General features: G+C 31.1%; 18 protein-coding genes. 6 read left to right on the forward strand and 12 right to left on the reverse strand.

The features are described from left to right. Positions 1-2 precede the first annotated feature (2 nt). The 6 genes from ccoG to QO190_RS09215 all read right to left on the reverse strand — a co-directional run bounded on the left by ccoG (position 3) and on the right by QO190_RS09215 (position 7,600). Positions 3-1,448: a cytochrome c oxidase accessory protein CcoG gene (gene ccoG / locus QO190_RS09190; RefSeq protein WP_371462719.1), complete on the reverse strand. Its 1,446-nt coding sequence runs from the start codon at positions 1,446-1,448 to the stop codon at positions 3-5. A gap of 70 nt (positions 1,449-1,518) precedes the next feature. Continuing rightward, positions 1,519-2,388: a cbb3-type cytochrome c oxidase N-terminal domain-containing protein gene (locus QO190_RS09195; protein WP_371462721.1), complete on the reverse strand. Its 870-nt coding sequence runs from the start codon at positions 2,386-2,388 to the stop codon at positions 1,519-1,521. 21 nt (positions 2,389-2,409) lie between these two features. Then, entirely contained in the window at positions 2,410-2,592 is a 183-nt protein-coding gene (locus QO190_RS09200; RefSeq protein WP_074650864.1) for a cytochrome C oxidase Cbb3, read from the reverse strand. A 27-nt stretch (positions 2,593-2,619) separates the two neighbouring features. Continuing rightward, a complete protein-coding gene (gene ccoN / locus QO190_RS09205) occupies positions 2,620-4,899 on the reverse strand; it encodes a cytochrome-c oxidase, cbb3-type subunit I (protein ID WP_371462723.1) in 2,280 nt (759 codons plus the stop codon). Positions 4,900-4,919: 20 nt separating this feature from the next. Then, positions 4,920-5,099 carry a cbb3-type cytochrome oxidase assembly protein CcoS gene (gene ccoS, locus QO190_RS09210; RefSeq protein WP_262897644.1) on the reverse strand — a complete coding sequence of 60 codons (180 nt, stop codon included), beginning with the start codon at positions 5,097-5,099 and terminating at the stop codon, positions 4,920-4,922. A gap of 122 nt (positions 5,100-5,221) precedes the next feature. Beyond that, the gene (locus QO190_RS09215; RefSeq protein ID WP_371462726.1) at positions 5,222-7,600 is read right to left on the reverse strand and encodes a heavy metal translocating P-type ATPase; all 2,379 of its coding nucleotides are present in this window, start codon (positions 7,598-7,600) and stop codon (positions 5,222-5,224) included. Between the two features lie 97 nt (positions 7,601-7,697). Between QO190_RS09215 and QO190_RS09220 the strand changes: the two genes are divergently transcribed. From QO190_RS09220 to QO190_RS09235, 4 genes are all read left to right on the forward strand, one after another. After that, entirely contained in the window at positions 7,698-8,411 is a 714-nt protein-coding gene (locus QO190_RS09220; RefSeq protein WP_074650861.1) for a Crp/Fnr family transcriptional regulator, read from the forward strand. Positions 8,412-8,475: 64 nt separating this feature from the next. Next, a complete protein-coding gene (gene panB, locus QO190_RS09225; protein WP_371462728.1) occupies positions 8,476-9,291 on the forward strand; it encodes a 3-methyl-2-oxobutanoate hydroxymethyltransferase in 816 nt (271 codons plus the stop codon). 59 nt (positions 9,292-9,350) lie between these two features. After that, positions 9,351-10,241 (forward strand): hypothetical protein, encoded by an 891-nt coding sequence (locus tag QO190_RS09230; protein ID WP_371462730.1) that lies wholly within the window; start codon positions 9,351-9,353, stop codon positions 10,239-10,241. After that, entirely contained in the window at positions 10,241-10,939 is a 699-nt protein-coding gene (locus tag QO190_RS09235) for an RluA family pseudouridine synthase (protein WP_371462732.1), read from the forward strand. Before QO190_RS09230 ends, QO190_RS09235 begins: the two co-directional genes overlap by 1 nt. Here the strand turns inward: QO190_RS09235 and QO190_RS09240 are convergent. The 6 genes from QO190_RS09240 to QO190_RS09265 all read right to left on the reverse strand — a co-directional run bounded on the left by QO190_RS09240 (position 10,903) and on the right by QO190_RS09265 (position 16,981). Further along, positions 10,903-11,334, reverse strand: coding sequence for a hypothetical protein (locus tag QO190_RS09240; protein WP_371462734.1), 432 nt, complete (start codon positions 11,332-11,334; stop codon positions 10,903-10,905). The two genes, QO190_RS09235 and QO190_RS09240, sit on opposite strands and share 37 nt — an antisense overlap. 11 nt (positions 11,335-11,345) lie before the next feature. Beyond that, complete coding sequence (locus QO190_RS09245; protein ID WP_371462736.1) at positions 11,346-12,800, reverse strand: hypothetical protein; 1,455 nt, start codon at positions 12,798-12,800, stop codon at positions 11,346-11,348. Then, positions 12,790-13,335, reverse strand: a complete 546-nt coding sequence (locus QO190_RS09250) for an RNA polymerase sigma factor (RefSeq protein ID WP_371462738.1) — start codon at positions 13,333-13,335, stop codon at positions 12,790-12,792. The genes QO190_RS09245 and QO190_RS09250 overlap by 11 nt, the downstream gene beginning before the upstream one ends. A gap of 33 nt (positions 13,336-13,368) precedes the next feature. Beyond that, a complete protein-coding gene (locus QO190_RS09255) occupies positions 13,369-13,779 on the reverse strand; it encodes a hypothetical protein (protein ID WP_069800287.1) in 411 nt (136 codons plus the stop codon). Between the two features lie 95 nt (positions 13,780-13,874). Next, a complete protein-coding gene (locus QO190_RS09260) occupies positions 13,875-16,091 on the reverse strand; it encodes a TonB-dependent receptor domain-containing protein (RefSeq protein WP_371462740.1) in 2,217 nt (738 codons plus the stop codon). Positions 16,092-16,150: 59 nt separating this feature from the next. Further along, positions 16,151-16,981: a DUF5694 domain-containing protein gene (locus QO190_RS09265; RefSeq protein ID WP_371462742.1), complete on the reverse strand. Its 831-nt coding sequence runs from the start codon at positions 16,979-16,981 to the stop codon at positions 16,151-16,153. A gap of 455 nt (positions 16,982-17,436) precedes the next feature. Between QO190_RS09265 and QO190_RS09270 the strand changes: the two genes are divergently transcribed. Together QO190_RS09270 and QO190_RS09275 are read left to right on the forward strand one after the other, a co-directional pair. Further along, a complete protein-coding gene (locus tag QO190_RS09270; RefSeq protein ID WP_371462744.1) occupies positions 17,437-18,150 on the forward strand; it encodes a sensor histidine kinase in 714 nt (237 codons plus the stop codon). Continuing rightward, on the forward strand, positions 18,147-18,845 hold the full coding sequence (locus tag QO190_RS09275; protein WP_371462746.1) for a LytR/AlgR family response regulator transcription factor: 699 nt from the start codon (positions 18,147-18,149) through the stop codon (positions 18,843-18,845). The genes QO190_RS09270 and QO190_RS09275 overlap by 4 nt, the downstream gene beginning before the upstream one ends. The last annotated feature ends 26 nt before the right edge of the window (positions 18,846-18,871 follow it).

An 18,871-nucleotide genomic window follows, 5' to 3' on the forward strand; every position in this document is an offset into this window, starting at 1 on the left:
AATTAGAATTGTAACTTAAATGGACCTTCAAAATTAGTTTCGAAAGTGTCTAAAAGTTTTCCTTTAGAATCATAAACGCCAAAAGTAACAATTAATTTTGGTTGGTTCACTTCTTTTTCAGGGAAACTTACATTTACAGTTCCTTTGGTGATTTTGTCACGTTTTAGAGCGATAGTACTGTTTCCACTGAAAATAACTTCACCATGTGTAGGCTTAATTACTTTAATGGTAACCATTTTATCGTCATTGGTTTTGTTTAGAAGGGTGTAATTGTAGGTATTATTAATTTTTCCATCTTTCACATAGAAAGAACTTCCCGCTGGTTTTATGAATTTAGCTTCTAAACCACCTCTGTTGTTTAATAAATAACCTAAAACACCAACTAATGCTAATAGAACAAGCGAGTATGCTTTCATTCTATTCGTAAATTTGAATTTTTCTTCTTTTTCGATTTCGTCTTCTGTAGCGTAACGGATAAGACCTGTAGGTAAACCTGTTTTGATCATTACTTCATCACAAGCATCAATACACATAGTACAGTTGATGCATTCTAGCTGTTGACCATTTCTGATGTCAATACCAGTAGGACAAACAACTACACACTGATTACAATCGATACAATCTCCTTTTCCTTCAGCTTTTCTGTCTTCTCCTTTTCTCCATTTTGCTCTGTTTTCTCCTCTTTTATAATCGTAGAAAACGTTTACGGTTTCTTTGTCAATCAATACACCTTGTAATCTACCATAAGGACAAACAAGTGTACACACTTGCTCTCTGAACCAAGCAAAAACGAAGTAAAATAATCCAGTGAAAATGACCATTACAATGAAATTAGTAGGGTATTCTACCGGTCCTCCTTTCATAATTTTCAGCGTGTCTTCTACACCTACGATGTACATAAACATCCAATGCGTAATGATAAGAGAAATGACTACATAAACAGACCATTTCAATCCTTTTTTCCAGATTTTTTCTGCATTCCAAGGTTGACTGGCTAATCTAATTTGTTTGTTTCTATCTCCTTCAATCCAAAATTCTATTTTACGGAAAACACCTTCCATAAAAATGGTTTGTGGACAAATCCAACCACAGAAAATTCTTCCGAAGATTACGGTAAAAAGAATAATGAAAACAAGAGAAGTAATTGCTCCTATTGCAAGAATAAAGAAGTCTTGCGGATAGAATGGTTGCCCGAAAATAAAAAATTCTCTATCGATAATATTTATTTTGAGCATTGCATTTCCATTTATTTTAAGAAATGGAGTAATAAAGAAAATGGCTAATAAAATGAACGTGACAATATCTCTGTAATTGGTAAATTTCCCTTTTGGTTTTTTAGGATATACCCATTTTCTAGAACCCGTTTGTTCTATAGTTGCTACAGAATCTCTGAAGGTTTCTGTATGAATTACTTGACCAGCGCCAATTTGTTCTTCTTTATTAGCCATTTTTGTATATTATTTATTATAAAAACTAACTTTTCATATTTTCTTTTATAACAAATATAATTTTTTAAATTTATTTTTCCCAATTTGCCTTGGTTCCTTGTGGAGCAGCTCCACCAGCAGCATCTGGCATTTCTTGGTTAATGTGGTAGATGTATGCAGCTACTTTTTCGATGTCGTTACCGTTAAGAACTCCATTTTTACCGAAAGCTTGCATTGCAGGATTGTTTGGACTACCATTTTCAACCATGTGGAATACATTTTTAAATAATGTTTTTTCTGGTTGATTGATCCAGAAATCATCAGTTAAGTTTGGTCCAATTCCTCCTTTTCCACCTTCACTGTGACAAGATACGCAGTTTGTTTTGAAGATTTGCTCTCCTTCTGCAATATTATCTGCATTGTATTTTGCAGTTTCGATAGTCGCTTTAGGAGTAACAGCGTCATAAGCTGCGATATCTGCTAATTGCTGTTTGTGCTCTGCTTCATATTCTTTGTCTGGGTGAGCAAAATCTGAAACTGAGTATGCAATTAAATAAACTACTGCATAAATTACGCCAAAGTAAAATAGACCTAACCACCATTTTGGTAATTGATTATCTAATTCTTTGATGCCATCAAAACCGTGGTCAATAAGGATGTCTTTTTCTTCAACATCCGATTGTTTTTTGAAAGCACTATCATATAATCTTTTGAAATATGGTATTTCTTTTTCTTTTAAGAAAGTTGCTTTTTCTGCATCTGTCATTTGCTTGAATCTTTCGTTTTCAGCTAATGCACCGATTGCATTGAAAATGTATGCTAAAACAATACCTATTACGATAGTTCCCCAGAAATAAGGAGAAGATAAGAAAGAGGTATTTTGTATAAACATGTAGAATAAAAATATTAAGATAAATAATATTGCTACTATGTTTACAAGTACGGGTGTTCTATGTTTCATGACTCTTGTTTTTTAGAACTTTTAATTGTTATGATCATCTTCTAAAGGAGCTCTTTCAACTTCGCTGTAGTGTTTTTTCGGTCTAGAAAGAACGTATAACACAGTGCTGATGAAAAATATGATAAAGATAATCATAGACAATGTTTGGTAGATTCCTGCATTATCTATATTTGCTAAGATATCTTTTATATTACTTGGTATCATATTGAAAAAACTCCTTTAATTAGATTATTAATTATTGCTTGCTGTTTTTACTTCGGTAGTTTTAATATCTGTACCTAATCTTTGTAAATAAGCAATTAAAGCAACGATTTCTCTCTTTTCTACAGGAACAAATGCTTCTCCTTGTTCTGCTTTTTGAGCATCAAATGCTTTTTTGATTTCAGCATCACCAGAATAGATTCCTTCTACAATTTTAGCAGCTTGTTCGTCTACTAATTTGTCTACATTATTGATTTCTTCATCTGTATAAGGGTGACCGAATACATTTTTCAATAATACTAATTTATCCTTAGTTTTAGTTCTGTCTAGTTCATTATAGATTAACCATGGATATCTTGGCATGATAGAACCTGGAGAAGTTACTCTTGGATTTAACATGTGTTTGAAATGCCAAGTATCTGGGTTTTTACCTCCTTCTCTATGCAAATCTGGCCCAGTTCTTCTAGAACCCCATAAGAATGGTCTGTCATAAATAAATTCACCAGCTTTAGAGTATTGACCGTTTTTACCATTGTAACGTACAACCTCATCTCTAAATGGTCTAATCATTTGAGTGTGGCACGCATTACAGCCTTCTCTAATGTATAAGTCTCTACCTTCTAATTCTAGCGGAGTATAAGGTTTTACTGATGCGATAGTAGGAACATTATCTTTTACAGTTAATGTAGGGATAATTTCTACCATACCTCCAATTGCTAATGCCACGAAAGATAATAGAGTTAAATATAATGGCATTCTTTCTAACCAAAGGTGTTTTCCTTCTCCTTCTTTTCTAGCGTCAGAAATTTTAGCTAATGCAGGAGCTTCTACTGGAACTTCTTTTTCGAATGAACCTTGTCTTACAGTAGCAATAACATTAATAACCATAAGAATAGAGCCAGTAAGATATAATAACCCACCAAAAAATCTCATTTGATAGTAAGGAATAATTGCCGTAACAGTATCTAAAAAGTTTTTATATACTAAAGTTCCATCTGGATTAAATTGTTTCCACATTAAACCTTGTGTAAATCCTGAAAGATACATTGGTACTGCGTAGAAAATAATACCTAAAGTACCTAACCAGAAATGCCAATTTGCTAATTTTACAGACCACAATTTTGTTCTCCACATAATTGGTAGTAAATAATAAATCATACCAAATGCCATAAAGCCATTCCAACCTAATGCACCTACGTGAACGTGACCAATTACCCAGTCTGTATAGTGACCGATTTTATTTAAAGTTTTTGTTGCTAAAAGTGGTCCTTCGAAAGTAGCCATACCATAACAAGTAACTGCAACCACGAAGAATTTAAGAACAGGATTTTCTCTTACTTTATCCCAAGCTCCTCTTAAGGTTAATAAACCATTAAGCATACCTCCCCAAGATGGAGCAATAAGAGCAATAGAGAACGTAGTACCTAAAGCTTGTGCCCAACCTGGAATTGCTGTGTATAACAAGTGGTGAGGACCAGCCCAAATGTAAACAAATATTAATGACCAGAAGTGGATGATAGAAAGTTTATAAGAAAACACAGGTCTATCAGCTGCTTTTGGCATAAAGTAATACATTAAACCAAGTACTGGAGTTGTTAGGAAGAATGCTACCGCATTGTGACCATACCACCATTGTACTAAAGCATCTTTTACACCAGCATAAGCTGAATAAGATTTCCATCCTGCAAATGATAAAGGAACTTCTAGATTGTTGAATACGTGTAGCATCGTAATACCTACCCATGTTGCAATGTAAAACCATATAGCAACATATAGGTGTCTTACTCTTCTCTTGGCAATAGTACCAAACATATTAATACCCATTACAATCCAAATAATAGCAATCATAATGTCAATTGGCCATTCATGTTCTGCATATTCTTTAGAAGTATTTATACCCATTAGAAAGGTAATTGCTACTGTAACAATTATTAATTGCCATCCCCAGAAATTAATCCAAGAAAGGACGTCACTAAACATTCTTGCCTTTAATAATCTTTGTAAAGAATAATAAGCACCTGCAAAGAATCCATTACCTACAAATGCAAAAATAACTGTGCTGGTGTGCAACATTCTCCATCTGCCAAATCCAAACGCACCATTAGTACTTACAAGTCCTTGAATGTCTCCACTTCTTAAACTTGCAATTGTAGGGTCATCTGTTCCAAAAAGGTATTCTGGTAACTCTGGATAAAATAACATTGATGCAACAGTTACACCAAATGTAAAACCAAGTACTCCCCAGACTATTGTAGCGTAAAGAAACGCACGCACAATGCCATTGTCATAACTAAACTTTTGTGTTTCCATATTAACTAATCACTTTAATTTTAATTTTTTTCTTCAGATTTTTCTTCTTCTATATCTGTTTTTTTGTCTTCTAATAAAATTCTTACTGCGTGAGATTCGTCATCGTCAAACTGACCATTCTTGGCACTAATAATAAAGACTATTAGAAAAATTACAGCGATTGAGACACTGCAGATGATCATTAAATAGAGAATTTCCACGATTTTACAAATATAAAAGGATTTTGCGCTTCAAAATTAATGTTTTTTAATGACTTTCATCATAGTCTGTTAAAAAAACGTTAATTTAAAAATATTCTAAATAAGATTTTTTTATCTTATTATTAAAATTTGAAGTATTTTCTTGACCTTAACCATGTTGATAATGAGGTAAATGCAACTACGCTTATTGAGCTTAAAGGCATCAAAATTGCAGCGAATAATGGTGACATTTCACCGATTACAGCTGCGGTTAAACCTACCACATTATATAGAAAACTAATTCCAAATGTTAATTTCACAATGATTATGGCATCTTTTGTGAGTGCAAAATAGTCATGCAACTTTGTCAAAACCCCTCCATTCATGATCACATCTGAACTCGGCGTGAAAGAATTGGTGTCATCTGCAATCGCAATTCCTATGTTACTTTGTTTCAGCGCACCCGCATCATTTAGTCCATCTCCAAGCATGGCAACTTTTTTACCTTGATCTTGTAAAGATTTGATATACTCTAATTTATCTTCCGGAGATTGACTAAATCTCATTTCAGTGATATTTGGGATAAGGTTTTTGAGCGTTTGCTCTTCCGAAGAATTGTCTCCACTTAATACGTGGATTTTATAATCTTTCAGTTCTTTTGCCATTTCGGCTAAACCATCTCTGTATTCATTCTTGAAGATAAATTTTCCTAAAAACTCACCATCTCTTTCTATGTAAACGGCAGTTTCTAGTGATTTAGCTTCTTGATGAGTGAATTTTGCAGAACCAATTTTGTAAACTTTTCCTCTTACTGTGGCTTCGTAACCTTTTCCAGCAGTTTCTTTGAAGTTTTCAATTGGTAAATATTCGTCTTGTACTTCTAAAAATTCGTAAAGCGATTTAGAAAGCGGATGATTAGAATTTTTGAGTAAAGATTTTATGTTTTTTAAATCAAATTCAGCGATTTCTTGACCTTCAAAACTGATGTTGGCTTTTTTGTTATAAGTAATTGTACCTGTTTTGTCAAAAACCAAAGTGTCAATTTTTGCCATTTTTTCAATGGTGTGAGCATCTTTCACATACATTTTATTTCTGCCCAAAATTCTCATGATGTGTCCCATCGTAAATGGAGTAGAAAGCGCCAATGCACATGGACATGCCACAATCAAAATCGCAGAAACCACTTGGAACATTTTTTCAAAATCTATTTGATACCAATAAATTCCTGCGAGAAGCGTAATTCCTAAAATGATAAAAGTGAAATATTTTGAAATTTGATTCACCAAAGTATCGAGTCCTAATTCTTCTTTTCTGAAGGCCTCTTTGTTCCAAAGTTGAGTTAAATAACTTTGGTTCACCGTTTTAATGACTTCTAGTTCCAAAATGGAACCAATTTGTTTTCCACCAGCAAAAATTTTATCCCCAGGATTTTTGGTAATTGTAGCACTTTCACCGGTAATGAAACTATTGTCTATGTTTCCTTCGCCATTAATTAAAACCGCATCTACAGGAATAATTTCTTGGTTTCTTACTAAAATTCTATCGCCAACTTTAATGTCAGAAAGTAAAATGTTTTGTTGTTGTCCCCCAAAATCTACTTTGGTTACCGCAATTGGATAAAAAGATTTGTAATCTCTATCATACGAAAGTGCAGAATAAGTTCTCTTTTGAAAAATTTTACCCAATAACATGAAGAATAACAATCCACAAAGTGTATCAAAATATCCAGGACCGTAATTGGTCGCGATTTCGTAGACACTTCTAAAGAATAAAACCAGAATTCCTAAGACAATTGGGACGTCTATGTTTACAATTTTATTTTTCAAACCAAACCAAGCAGATTTGTAATAATCTGATGCAGAATACACAACCACCGGAATGGAAAGTAAGAAAGTTAAAAATCTGAAAAACGGCGCAAACTCTTCTAACCAGAAATCTACGGAAGAACCCGTGTTTAAATATTCTGGGAACGCAAACATCATCGCATTTCCGAAGGCAAATCCTGCAACCGCCACTTTTATCGTGAGGCTTCTGTCTACTGCGGCTTCTTTTTTGTCTGCAGTTTCTAATGAAATCACAGGTTTATAACCAAGATTCGTCAAGAATTTTGCCAGTTCACTCAGAGGTAATTCGTTTTGGTTGAAAGAAACTTGCAATGTTTTCTTGGTGAAATTTACCTGAGAATATCTAATATTTGTATTTAAATCTTGTAAACTCTCTAATAACCAAATACAAGAGCTACAGTGAATCACTGGGATTTTAAAGGTAACTACACTAGTATTCCCTTCAGAAAAATCTACTACTTTTTCGAAAATTTCTGGAGTATCTAAATAATCAAACTGAGAAAGATTTTCGTCTGGTCTAATTCCAGAATTTTTATTTAATTCATAAAAATTTCCGAGATTATTTGCATTGAGAATTTCATAAACAGATTTGCATCCGTTACAACAAAATGCCTTCTCATCGAAGAAAATTCTATCTTTATCTATTTCTTGTCCACAATGGAAACAATTTTCTGCCATCTGCTTTTGTTAAATGTGCAAAAATAATACAAAAATTCTTTATGATTAATAAGAAAAAAATGATAATTTTGCTGACGAAAATCATAAAAATTCATCTATGTCTTTAGAAAAACAAATTTTTATTGAAAACAAGTTTCTAAGTGTTTTTAATGACAAGGCTTTTAAGGAAATTCTATCTAAAGAAGATTACACTAAATATATCAATGCGAAGCAAACTCTTTTCTTTAATAAAGGAGAATCTCTTTTCGAGGAAGGAAGAAATGTAGAAGGTGTTTTTTTTATAGAAAGTGGTACAGCAAAACTTTATAAACTAGGTTTTAATAGAAAAGAACAAATCTTAAGATTCATCAAAGAAGGTGATATTATTGGTTATAGAGCGCTGTTAATTGGCGAAGCTTATCAAGCAACTGCTGAAGCGATGAGCGATTTACAAGCGACTTATATTCCTGCAGATGTATTTCTTCATTTGTTAGAAGTAGACCCTCAGTTGTCTTTTGCAATGCTTCAGAAAATCTCTTTCGAATTGGGCGAAAGTTCTAATACGGTAACTTTCTTGGCTCAAAAAACAGTAAGAGAAAGATTAGCAGAAGTACTTCTTCTTCTAGAGCAGAAATTAGGAACAGACCCAGAAGGTTTTATCAAAATTTCTTTAACAAGAGAAGAAATTGCGAACTTAATCGGAACTGCTACAGAAAGTGCCATCAGATTAATCTCAGAATTTAAACAAGATAACTACATAGAAGTGGAAGGAAGAAACTTAAAAATCTTAAACCACGAAAAACTAAGAAAATTAGGACACGTAGTTTTATAAAAATTAAAAATGTCGACCGAGAGTCGGCATTTTTTTATACATTTACTCTTTAAAATTTATTCCCATGTCAGTACATTCCGAAATTAAAAAAGTAACGACCGAAACCTTACGAAAAATGAAATTCGATAAGGAAAAAATCACAATGCTTACTGCTTATGATTATACCACTGCCAAAATGGTAGATGCAGGTGGAGTAGATGCTATTTTAATAGGAGATTCGGCAGCGAATGTAATGGCAGGTCACGAAACTACCTTGCCCATTACTTTAGATCAAATGATTTATCACGCTCAGTGTGTAGTAAGAGGAGTAGATAGAGCATTAGTAGTTGCAGATTTACCATTCGGAACGTATCAGTCAGATCCGCAAAAAGCGTTGGAATCTGGGGTAAGAATGATGAAAGAATCTGGAGCGCATGCTGTGAAAATAGAAGGTGGCGAAGAAATCGCAGATTCTGTTTCTAGATTAATTAATGCAGGAATTCCAGTAATGGGACATTTAGGTTTAACACCGCAATCTATTTATCAATTTGGAACTTATAAAGTTCGTGCAAAAGAAGATTCAGAAGCCGAAAAATTAATAAAAGACGCTAAAATTTTAGAAGAATTGGGTTGTTTTGCTTTAGTTTTAGAAAAAATTCCTGCTGACTTAGCGAAGAAAGTTTCAGAAAGTATTTCTATCCCAACGATAGGAATTGGAGCCGGACCAGATTGTGATGGTCAAGTTCTGGTTTATCATGATATGGTGGGAATGAATAAAGGGTTTTCACCGAAATTTTTAAGAAGATATTTAGACCTTTATACAGAAATTACAGGCGCCGTTTCGCAATATGTGAAAGATGTGAAAGATGTTTCCTTCCCGAATAAGAACGAAAGTTACTAGATAAATAAAAAGTTGAGTTTTTTGCTCAACTTTTTTTATTTTTATGGAAAATTATAACCATGAAAAAACTTTCTTTATTATTCACATTAATTTCTTTTTGTGTTTTCTCGCAGGAAAAGAAATTTATTACTCCAGATTTGCCCAGAAATCAAGTTTACCAGTATCGCATTTCTTCAGCGTCTTCTCTTAAATCTCCAAAAGGGAAATCCTATCACGCGCCATTTACGGTGAATCAAGATGTAGAACTAACTTATCTTTTTAATGATGGAAATGATAAAATTTTTAGTTGGAAAATTATTAATTATGAACATCTGCATGAAGGAATAAAAGAGGAGAAAAACGATTGCAATTGTAATAAAGTAGCTTACCGAAATCAGGTGACCGTTTATTTTAGAACAGATTCTTTAGGTGTTTATAAAAAAATCAATAATCTGGCTCAAGTAAGAGAAAATCTCTTGAAAAACATTGCAGAACAAGAAAAACTATTGAGCAAAAATGATAAAAATATTTTTGAAAGGGTTAAAAGAAAACCAGAAGGTGTAATTTCTAACATAGAAGAAGATATAATTATTTTCTCAAGATATTTTGGTTTAGAAAATAAAAATTCGGTGAATACTCTTTTTGCCAGGAGAAATAATTTTCCATTTGGGTTAAAAAGCAAGCCTTTTAAAGTGGTTTTGTCTGTTTTGAGTGAAGAAAAAGACTTGAAAATCAATGTCAAAAACGAGTTTGATAAACATAAAGCCGAAGATGAAGACTATAATATCTTTAGATTTAAACAAAATGTGGAAAAGGAAAAGAAGCACTATCAGTTAATTGCTGATGAAGAATATGTTTTTTCTAAAGAAAATTTCCGACTTTTGTCAGCTAAATTAACAGCTAAAGAAATTAGTAATTTTCATAATGATGGAATATATGATTATCAATATTCTATCACTCAAAAAGAATAATGCAAAACTCGAATTCAAATATCGCTTCTCAAATCATCTATGAAGACAATCACCTTTTAGTCATCAATAAAAAAGTGGGACAATTGGTTCAAGGTGATAAAACTGGCGACGAATCTCTGCTAGATTCCATTAAAAATTTTATCAAAATAAGAGATAATAAACCTGGAAATGTTTTCCTAGGTTTGGTTCATAGAATAGATAGGCCTACTTCTGGTTTGGTGATTTATGCCAAAACTTCTAAAGCACTTTCTCGTCTCACACAAATGGTAAAAAACCGAGAAATCAAGAAAACATATTGGGCAGTTGTGACAAAAGAGATGATTCCGACTTCTCAAAGATTGGTTCATTATCTCAAAAAAAATGAGAAAAATAACAAAGCAATTGTTTTCCCAAAACCAACTGAAGGTGCAAAAGAAGCGATTCTTATTTATAATATTGTTAAATCTTTAGACAATTATCTTCTTTTAGAAATCGATTTGGAGACAGGAAGACATCACCAAATCAGAGCACAATTATCTAAAAACGGAACGCCAATAAAGGGTGATTTAAAATACGGTTCACCACGTTCTAATCCTGATGGAGGTATTCATTTACATGCTAGAAAATTAGAATTTATACATCCTGTTACTAAAGAAAATATAGAAATTACAGCGCCAGTTCCTCAGAATGATGCAATTTGGCGTGCTTGCGAAGGTTGATTTTCTGCTTTTTTATAAAGACTTGCAAAACAATCAAAACAATCACCAATTAGATGCAGTTGGTTTTGTGAATCTATCATAAAACTGTCTCTAAAACCACTATTGTAAATAATCATGTCTTTAATTTTATTGTCGAGAACAGATTTTTCTCGTGAAATTTTATAACTGTTTTTTTGTTTTAAAACGCTATTCTCATAAACTTTTACAGAATCTTTTGTAATAACAATTTTCACTTGTTTTCCTATAGAAACGGGCGTTTCTGTTCTGCCATCAATTCCACCTGTAGAAGAAATCCATTCCCAGTTTCCTATTAACGATTCTTTAGTAGAATTTTCATCTTGTCTTTCGCATGATATTGCCCAAACAAGAACTAGAAGTAAAAATAATTTTTTCATGGTGATTTAATTTAAAATTTATAAACAAAACCAGTATAAACGCCAATGAAATATGGCGAAAACGAGTTTTGTTTGTCTTTGAATGTATTAAAATGATATTTAAAAGTAGGTTCTAATTTCAAGTCTAAATTTCTAGAAAAAGGATAAGAAAAACCGAGTCCTACATTTCCTGTAAAATGTACATCGTTGATATTGTTAGACTTACCTATTTCTGTTTTTGTATTATTAGATGAAACGGAAACTACATTTTTATTTAAAACAACAGAACTGAAACCCGTTATAGTATTGATTTTCAATTTTTTATTGAGTAAATTGTAAGAAAATTCAATAGGAATTTCTATAAAACTCATCTCTTGGTTCAGTGTCCCTGAATTTACAGAACCTACTACATCTGCATTGTAAAAAGAAGCATTATTATTAAGGATAACCATATTCTGTCCGTTTTCATTTAAAGACAATGTTTTGTAGCTATTGTTGTAACTAATAGAAGCCGTACTGTTGGCTTTAAAGAAAATTATATTTTCGGTTTTATGATTAAGGCTATAATTATTAACGCCCGTTCTTACAGAAATTTTATCATTAATAGCATACTGAATCCCAACTCCAAAACTGTTATTATCATCAAAAGTTTTAGTATTGTTATCAAAGGAATTACTTATCGCAGAACCTTTAGTAGAAGAAGCAAAAAGTGGAGTATAATTAGCAAAAACGGATAATTTTTTAGATTTTTTTTGCGTTACTTTTTGCGTTTCTTTTTCTAGTTTTGTTTTAAAAATATCTTCTTCTGAATTATTTTGAGCTAAAATATTTTCTTCTTTTTTCAAAACTTCTTGTTCTTTTTTAGCCGAATTTTCGAAATTGTTTTCAGCTAAAACAATTGGCGATTTTTCTTCTTTATTTTGTTGATTTGGTGTAATTTCTGGTTGAAGATTTTTCGCCAATTTTTTTTCCTCTGAAGATGGATTTTCAAGATTTGTCTTATTTTTTTCTACAGAATTTAGGGTATTGTTTGTTAATTTTATATTTTTTGAAGTATTGCTTTTAGTCAAAGAACTTTCTGCAGTAATTGTATTAACGGAAAAATTTGTGTTTTTAGAATCGGTAATGTTGTTTTGATGGTTAATGATTTCAGCAGTCTTTGCATCTATTTTTGAATGATTATGTAAGTTGTTTTCTGTAATTTTTTGATTCTGAATTTCAGGACTTTGATGAGCGATTTTAGTATTGTTTTTTGGTAAATTACTGTCAATCTTATCATTAAATAAGAAATAGCCTATCAATAAAACCGCAGCTACACTTGTAGAAACAATTGCAGATTTCAACCAAAATAGAGGAATTATCCTTCTTTTCTCTTCTTTTTCATTTATTTTTTCGGAAATAAAATCCCAAGATTCTTGTGGCGGATTGGCTTCAAAATATCTGAGTTTTTCCTGAAAAATTTGCTCTATATCTTTTTTATTTTTCATGGTAATAAAGCGTATTTTTCTGTTGTGATGTAATTTTTTGTTTCAAAATCATTTTGGCTCTGCTCAAATTAGATTTGCTGGTTCCTTCAGAAATATTAAGCATTTCTGCGATTTCACGATGGCTATAATGGTCTAAAACATAGAGATTAAAAACCATTTTGTATTGAGGAGGTAGTTCTTGTACCAATTTTAGAAGTTGGTCTATAGAGAATTCCTCTTCTTCATTTGTTTCTTCATTTATTTCTATAGTTTCTAAGTCTGTAAAAGCTAAATTTTTGTTTTTTTTGAGTTGAGAAATACAATGATTAATAGTGATTTTTTTTGCCCAAAAAAACAAATCACTTTTAAAGTTAAATTGATGTAAATTTTTGAAAATTAAAATAAAACTTTCCTGAAAATAATCTTTGGCATCATCTTGATTTTGAGCATATTTTAAACAAGCACCAAAAAGTTTTGGTGCGAGATAATCATACAATTCACGTTGTGATTGTGCGTTTTTTTGTAAACAAGAAGAGATTAGTTCTTTAAAATTCATGTAATACAACTTACAATACCGAAAATAGTGATTTTATTCTACAACTATGGTTTTAGTAATCCATAAATCATTTCCAGCATTGTCTTTTCCGTTCCAAAACTTAAAAGTGTAGGTTCCTTTTTCTACAGGTTTAAAGTTAAATTGATTAGCGCCTACATAAGTAGCTTGTGTGCAAGCATTATTTTCTTTGTAGGTGTAAGAAGTTACAAATCTATTCAGATTATCAATTCTATAATCATAATCATAAAATCTATCACAACCAGAAGCATAAGTAGAGTAAGTTTTAATGGTTTGAGTAGTAAATAAATCCATTTTCTCTTGAGGGATTTTCACACTATCTATTTTAATTCTAGAAATACTAATGTTGTTTTCTTCTCTAGTATCACAAGAAAATAGAAATCCAAGAGTGCATAAAGCCATTGTAGTAAAAAATAATTTTTTCATAATCTTAATCTTTTCTTATATAGAGATGAAATCAATGCAAAGGTTGCGTCTTAAAACAAAAAAAGATTTCTAAAATTTAGAAATCTTTTTGATATTTACTGATTCGGTAATCCAGAATCTTCTTTCTTGTCTTGTTTTAACAAGTTCGGATCTTCTTTTACCAATTTATTCTTAGTAGGAAGTTTATAATTGATAGAAATTCCAAAATTTTGAGAATCAAAATTATTTCCTAAATAAAGATTAGAATTGTTATAAAGCGAGGTTACCGCATTTACGTTGCTTCTAAACAAGTCATTTGCAAAAACAGATACGGTAAGTCTATCATTCAAGAATTTTTTAGTAGCAGTAAGGTCGAAGCTATTCATCCAAGGTTTTTCCATTCTGTAGTAGTACCAGTTACCTTTGGTCATGGTTCCGTAATTAGCAACTAGTTTAATGTCTTTTGGTAAAATAAATTGAGCCATGATGTTAAAAATCCAGAATCCTTTATTGTCATTATCTGGCAACTGATGAAGTTGATAACCTGTGTAAACGTATAAGAAATTCATTTTATCTGGATTGATATTAAATTTCATTGTTTCCTTTAATCCTTTAGTAAAAAGCATAAAAGGAATAGGTAAACCGAAATTAAAATTATGAACTTTCATAGAAGAAACGTTTATAAAACCATTACTTACACCATAAGCTTCTCTATTTTCTATGATGGGTTTCTCTGCAAAGAAATATTTCTTTTCGGCAAATTGTATAGATTGATTTTCGGCGATACTTAGATTATAGCCAATAAAAGCATAATCAAAGACTGAAAATTTTGCTTCGAGATTATTAAAAATAGTAGGTTGTAGATTAGGATTTCCTCCGAAACTGATGTTTCCGTTTTGGTAATTGGTGTTATTTGGGTTAAGCCAAGAAATATTAGGCAGTTGAATTTTTCTGTTGTAATTCAGTGCAAAATAGACTTGTTTCCCAAAGTTATATTGAATGCTTGCATTCGGGAAAAGGCTGAATTTTTTAAAAGGAATTAGATCTTTAGTAAGTTTTCCGGTGGTTAAATCTATGGTTTTTCCAGAAATATCATACGCTTCTGCTCTGGTTCCTAAAATAAAATCAAAATTCTTTTTCTTTGCTTGAAGTTCTGCATACGAAGAAGTAGTTTGTCTTTGGTATTCTAAATTGGTAATGCCGAAAAAATCTGTATCGTAGTTTAATTTTTCAAACAAACCACCGAAAGAAATTTTCCCTTCGTCTAAAATTTTAATAGGTTGCGAATAATCAATTCTGAAGGTCGCTACGTTTTGATGAGAAGTGGTTTCTATGTTATTGTTTTGAGTGGTAGAGTTAATGAATTTTTTACCATCAAGATTATAGTTGGAATCAAAAGTGTTATAACTGGCGTTCAAATCTAATTTTTTATTTTTATCATCAAATTTTATTTGATACGTTGCGCTTAAGTCTTTTCTCCAGTTTTCTGTCTCCCCGAAATCTTTGGTGGTATAATCGTCTATACTGTAAATGTAATTAGGAGCAGTTCCCGTTCTATTGGCTATAAAACCAGAACTGCTATTTTCGGTGTCATTATTATTATGGTTGATGTCATAATTTACCAATAATCTGTCTTTCCCAATGTTAAAAGTAAGTGCAGATTTCACAAAATAACCTCTATTCACTTGCTCCGAAAATACGTTAGAAACCTTGTCTATGATAGATTCTCTGTAAGCTTCTCTATAATTTTGTCCAAAATTTAGTTGCCACCCGAAATATTTATTTTTGGCATTTAACAAAATAGAATTATTGGTTCTGTTTCTGTATTTTTCGTAATTGGTGAAAGCGTATCTCCCGGTGTAAGTTGCAGAAAGATATTTTTGTGCGTTTTTATTGGTAATAATGTTAATGATTGCACCACCAGAAGTGGCAGGAAATTCAGAACCGGGTTGCGTTACAATTTCTACACGTTCTACAGAATTGGCAGGCATTCCTTCGAGAAAAGCTTGCAACTGATTACCTCCAATATTTAGCGGTCTACCGTCCATATAAACATCTAATTGCTTCCCTTGATACATCATACCTGCAACATCAGAGACGATAAGTCCTGGCAATTTTTTAAGACCTTCACTTACATTTCCAGTATTGAGATGAGCTTGTTCTGAAAAATCAAAAATAGTTCTGTCTGCTTTCTGTTCTACTGCTTTTTTGGTCTTGGTAAGGGTTACACCGTCTATTTGTTTTTCTTTTGCCGTATCATTTTTAATGGTTTGAGAAAAACCCAACTGCGAGATAAACAACAATCCTGTTGCTATAATAAAATTTCTTTTCATATTCATTTTAGTTCTCCTTATAAGACAACTGAAATGGAGATTTGTTACATTCTTAGAAATTATTTTAAATATTCAAAAATATTTGCCAACTCATATCTTGGACTCCTTTTCATAAATTCATTAAAAAAAGCAGTATGAGTAGCACCCATCAAAATAAAAACTCGGTCATTTTTTGCTAATGGAATTCTATTGAGATTAGAAAACATTATGAGGTTTCTTTTATACAATTCAGCAGCTTGTTCAGCTCCTTCATATTTACCAGGTGTTGAAACATAGGTTAAAATATCTGCATTTACATTGATGAGAAAATCAAGATTTTCTGGATGATTTATTATTTTTAATTTGTCCAAAGTATTGGCTTTATCAAAATCTAATTTCGATTTGAAATTGGTGTTTTTCATATAATTTAGATAAACTTCTGAATTTATTTTTTTTGCTAAATTGTCTATTTTCATATAATTATATCCAAGTTGATGGTCTATTCCATATATTTTTTTAACATTGGATATCCTTCCCACTTCATACGCTAAAAGTTCAATTTCACTTGGTTTTTCAAATTTAGTTTCAGGGTTTTTACAATATTCTAAATATGATTTTTGCAATTCTTCATTGTGTTTTGGTTCTCTTTCTACAATAATAATTGTAGGTTTAAATTCAGCAATTTTTTTGGCTATTTCTCTGTTTTCCATAATGTTTTTGCGATCATGTTCGTCATAATCTACAGTGTGTTCATCGCTAGAAAATCCCATGTGAAAAGTACCTACATTAAGAATTTGCACTTTTGATTTCAAATCTTTTGCAGGGAATTGTTCTTGAGAATTACAAGAAAAAACGATTAAATTGAAGATTATCAATAGATTGATTTTTAATGAGAATTGTCTTGATTTCATTTGATATAAATTTTAAATTAATAAGGCAAAGTTTTAAAATTTTTTTAACCTAAAAATTCATTTTCTGCAAAGCATAAGAAATTTTAGATGAATTAGTTTTGCATAAAAAAAACAGGTGTTCATAGATTTTATGATTTTTTTTGAATATGCTTTATTAATTTTGTATTATGAACCGAAAAATTCTATTTATCATACATCTCATTTTTTGGATTATTTTTTTGTTTAATAATGCAATTCAAGAAAATTTTAAAGTTTCTATTTTTCAAAATCCATTCAATTGGTCTGGTTTTTTGGTCAATTTTATAATTTTTTATATTCATTATTTTTTGGTAGTTCCTTTTTTAATGAAAAAAAGTAGTTTATCTTTTTTTATTTTAGGATTTTTGCTTTCCTTTTTCTTTTTTATTTTTTTTAGATATTTGGTTGAAGAAATCTTTTTTTTGAAAATATTTGGAATGAGAAATTATGTAGATGGAACAACAGTTTTATACTACATTTTTGATAATTTTTACTGGGGGAGTAATGCCATTTTTATCAGTTCTTTAATATGGTTTTTGGATTATTCTGTAAGAATAGATAAAGAAAATAGAACGTTACTCCAACAAAAAAACGAAGCCGAAATGTCTCTTCTGAAATCACAAATCAATCCGCATTTTATTTTTAATACCCTTAATAATATTTATTCTCTAGTTAATCAAAAGTCTGATAAATCTCTGAATGCCATAGAAAAATTGGGAGATTTGCTGAGGTTTTCTACTACAGAAATTAGAAAAGACTTTACCAGTTTACATAGTGAGATTCAATATCTTAAAAATTATATAGATTTAGAAAGTTTAAGGATTTCTACCCCAGAAAATATTCTTTTTGAAGATAAAACAGAGAATAAAGATTTGAAAATTGCACCAATGATTCTCATTCCGTTTGTTGAAAATGCTTTCAAGCACGGTAATTTAAGAAATTTTCCGCTTGAAATTTCCATTGAAACAAAAGCGAACCAATTGTTATTTCATCAAAAAAATAAAATTTCAAACTTAGAAAAAGATAAAAGTTCAGGAATTGGAATTGAAAACGTAAAAAAACGACTTTCCATTATTTATCCAGATAAGCATCAACTTGAAATTTTGAATGATGGTGAGTTTTACGAAGTAAATTTGATGGTAAATTTATGAAAATTAAATGTTTAATAATTGATGATGAACCTCTAGCAATTCGTTTGTTAGAAGATTATATTTCTAAAACCTATTTTTTGGAGTTCAGGTTCTCTACGGTAAATCCGCTAATTGGTTTACAAAAAATGAAAGAAGAATCTTATGATTTGGTTTTTCTAGATATTCAGATGCCAGAACTTAACGGGATGGATTTTTTGAAAATCATTAAAAATAAAACGCCCATCATTCTTACAACAGCCTATTCTGATTTCGCCCTAGAAAGTTATGAATACGGAGTGGTGGATTATCTCTTGAAGCCCATTTCTTATGACAGATTTTACAAAAGTGTTTTGAGGGTTAAAGATCGATTTTTAGAGAATTCTTCAGAAAAATCAAACATAGAAGAAAATGATTTTTTCTTTGTAAAATCTGAAGGGAAAAAAGTAAAAGTAAATTTTCAAGAAATTCTTTATATAGAAGGCTTGCGTGATTATGTGAATATAAAAACCACGGCTGAGGAGTTTATCATTTTAGAAAATCTTAAAAATTTAGAAAATTTGCTACCTAAATATTTTAAAAGAATTCATAAATCGTATATTGTAAATCTTCAGAAAATCACTTCTATTGATGGCAATAAGGTTTTTATAGAAAAGATCCCCATCAATATTGGCGAAACTTATAAAGTATCTTTTCAGAATTGGTTTAAGAACCAATAAAAAACCACCCGAAAAAAATCCGAGTG

Source organism: Cloacibacterium sp. Arc13 (assembly GCF_041431305.1).
In the GTDB taxonomy this organism is placed as follows: Bacteria; Bacteroidota; Bacteroidia; order Flavobacteriales; family Weeksellaceae; genus Cloacibacterium; species Cloacibacterium caeni_B.

Coding starts and splice junctions, on each gene's coding strand:
- ccoG (WP_371462719.1), bottom strand. CDS start 1,448: ATGGCTAATAAAGAAGAACAAATTGGCGCTGGTCAAGTAATTCATACA.
- QO190_RS09195 (WP_371462721.1), bottom strand. CDS start 2,388: ATGAAACATAGAACACCCGTACTTGTAAACATAGTAGCAATATTATTT.
- QO190_RS09200 (WP_074650864.1), bottom strand. CDS start 2,592: ATGATACCAAGTAATATAAAAGATATCTTAGCAAATATAGATAATGCA.
- ccoN (WP_371462723.1), bottom strand. CDS start 4,899: ATGGAAACACAAAAGTTTAGTTATGACAATGGCATTGTGCGTGCGTTT.
- QO190_RS09215 (WP_371462726.1), bottom strand. CDS start 7,600: ATGGCAGAAAATTGTTTCCATTGTGGACAAGAAATAGATAAAGATAGA.
- QO190_RS09220 (WP_074650861.1), top strand. CDS start 7,698: ATGTCTTTAGAAAAACAAATTTTTATTGAAAACAAGTTTCTAAGTGTT.
- panB (WP_371462728.1), top strand. CDS start 8,476: ATGTCAGTACATTCCGAAATTAAAAAAGTAACGACCGAAACCTTACGA.
- QO190_RS09230 (WP_371462730.1), top strand. CDS start 9,351: ATGAAAAAACTTTCTTTATTATTCACATTAATTTCTTTTTGTGTTTTC.
- QO190_RS09235 (WP_371462732.1), top strand. CDS start 10,241: ATGCAAAACTCGAATTCAAATATCGCTTCTCAAATCATCTATGAAGAC.
- QO190_RS09240 (WP_371462734.1), bottom strand. CDS start 11,334: ATGAAAAAATTATTTTTACTTCTAGTTCTTGTTTGGGCAATATCATGC.
- QO190_RS09245 (WP_371462736.1), bottom strand. CDS start 12,800: ATGAAAAATAAAAAAGATATAGAGCAAATTTTTCAGGAAAAACTCAGA.
- QO190_RS09250 (WP_371462738.1), bottom strand. CDS start 13,335: ATGAATTTTAAAGAACTAATCTCTTCTTGTTTACAAAAAAACGCACAA.
- QO190_RS09255 (WP_069800287.1), bottom strand. CDS start 13,779: ATGAAAAAATTATTTTTTACTACAATGGCTTTATGCACTCTTGGATTT.
- QO190_RS09260 (WP_371462740.1), bottom strand. CDS start 16,091: ATGAAAAGAAATTTTATTATAGCAACAGGATTGTTGTTTATCTCGCAG.
- QO190_RS09265 (WP_371462742.1), bottom strand. CDS start 16,981: ATGAAATCAAGACAATTCTCATTAAAAATCAATCTATTGATAATCTTC.
- QO190_RS09270 (WP_371462744.1), top strand. CDS start 17,437: ATGAGAAATTATGTAGATGGAACAACAGTTTTATACTACATTTTTGAT.
- QO190_RS09275 (WP_371462746.1), top strand. CDS start 18,147: ATGAAAATTAAATGTTTAATAATTGATGATGAACCTCTAGCAATTCGT.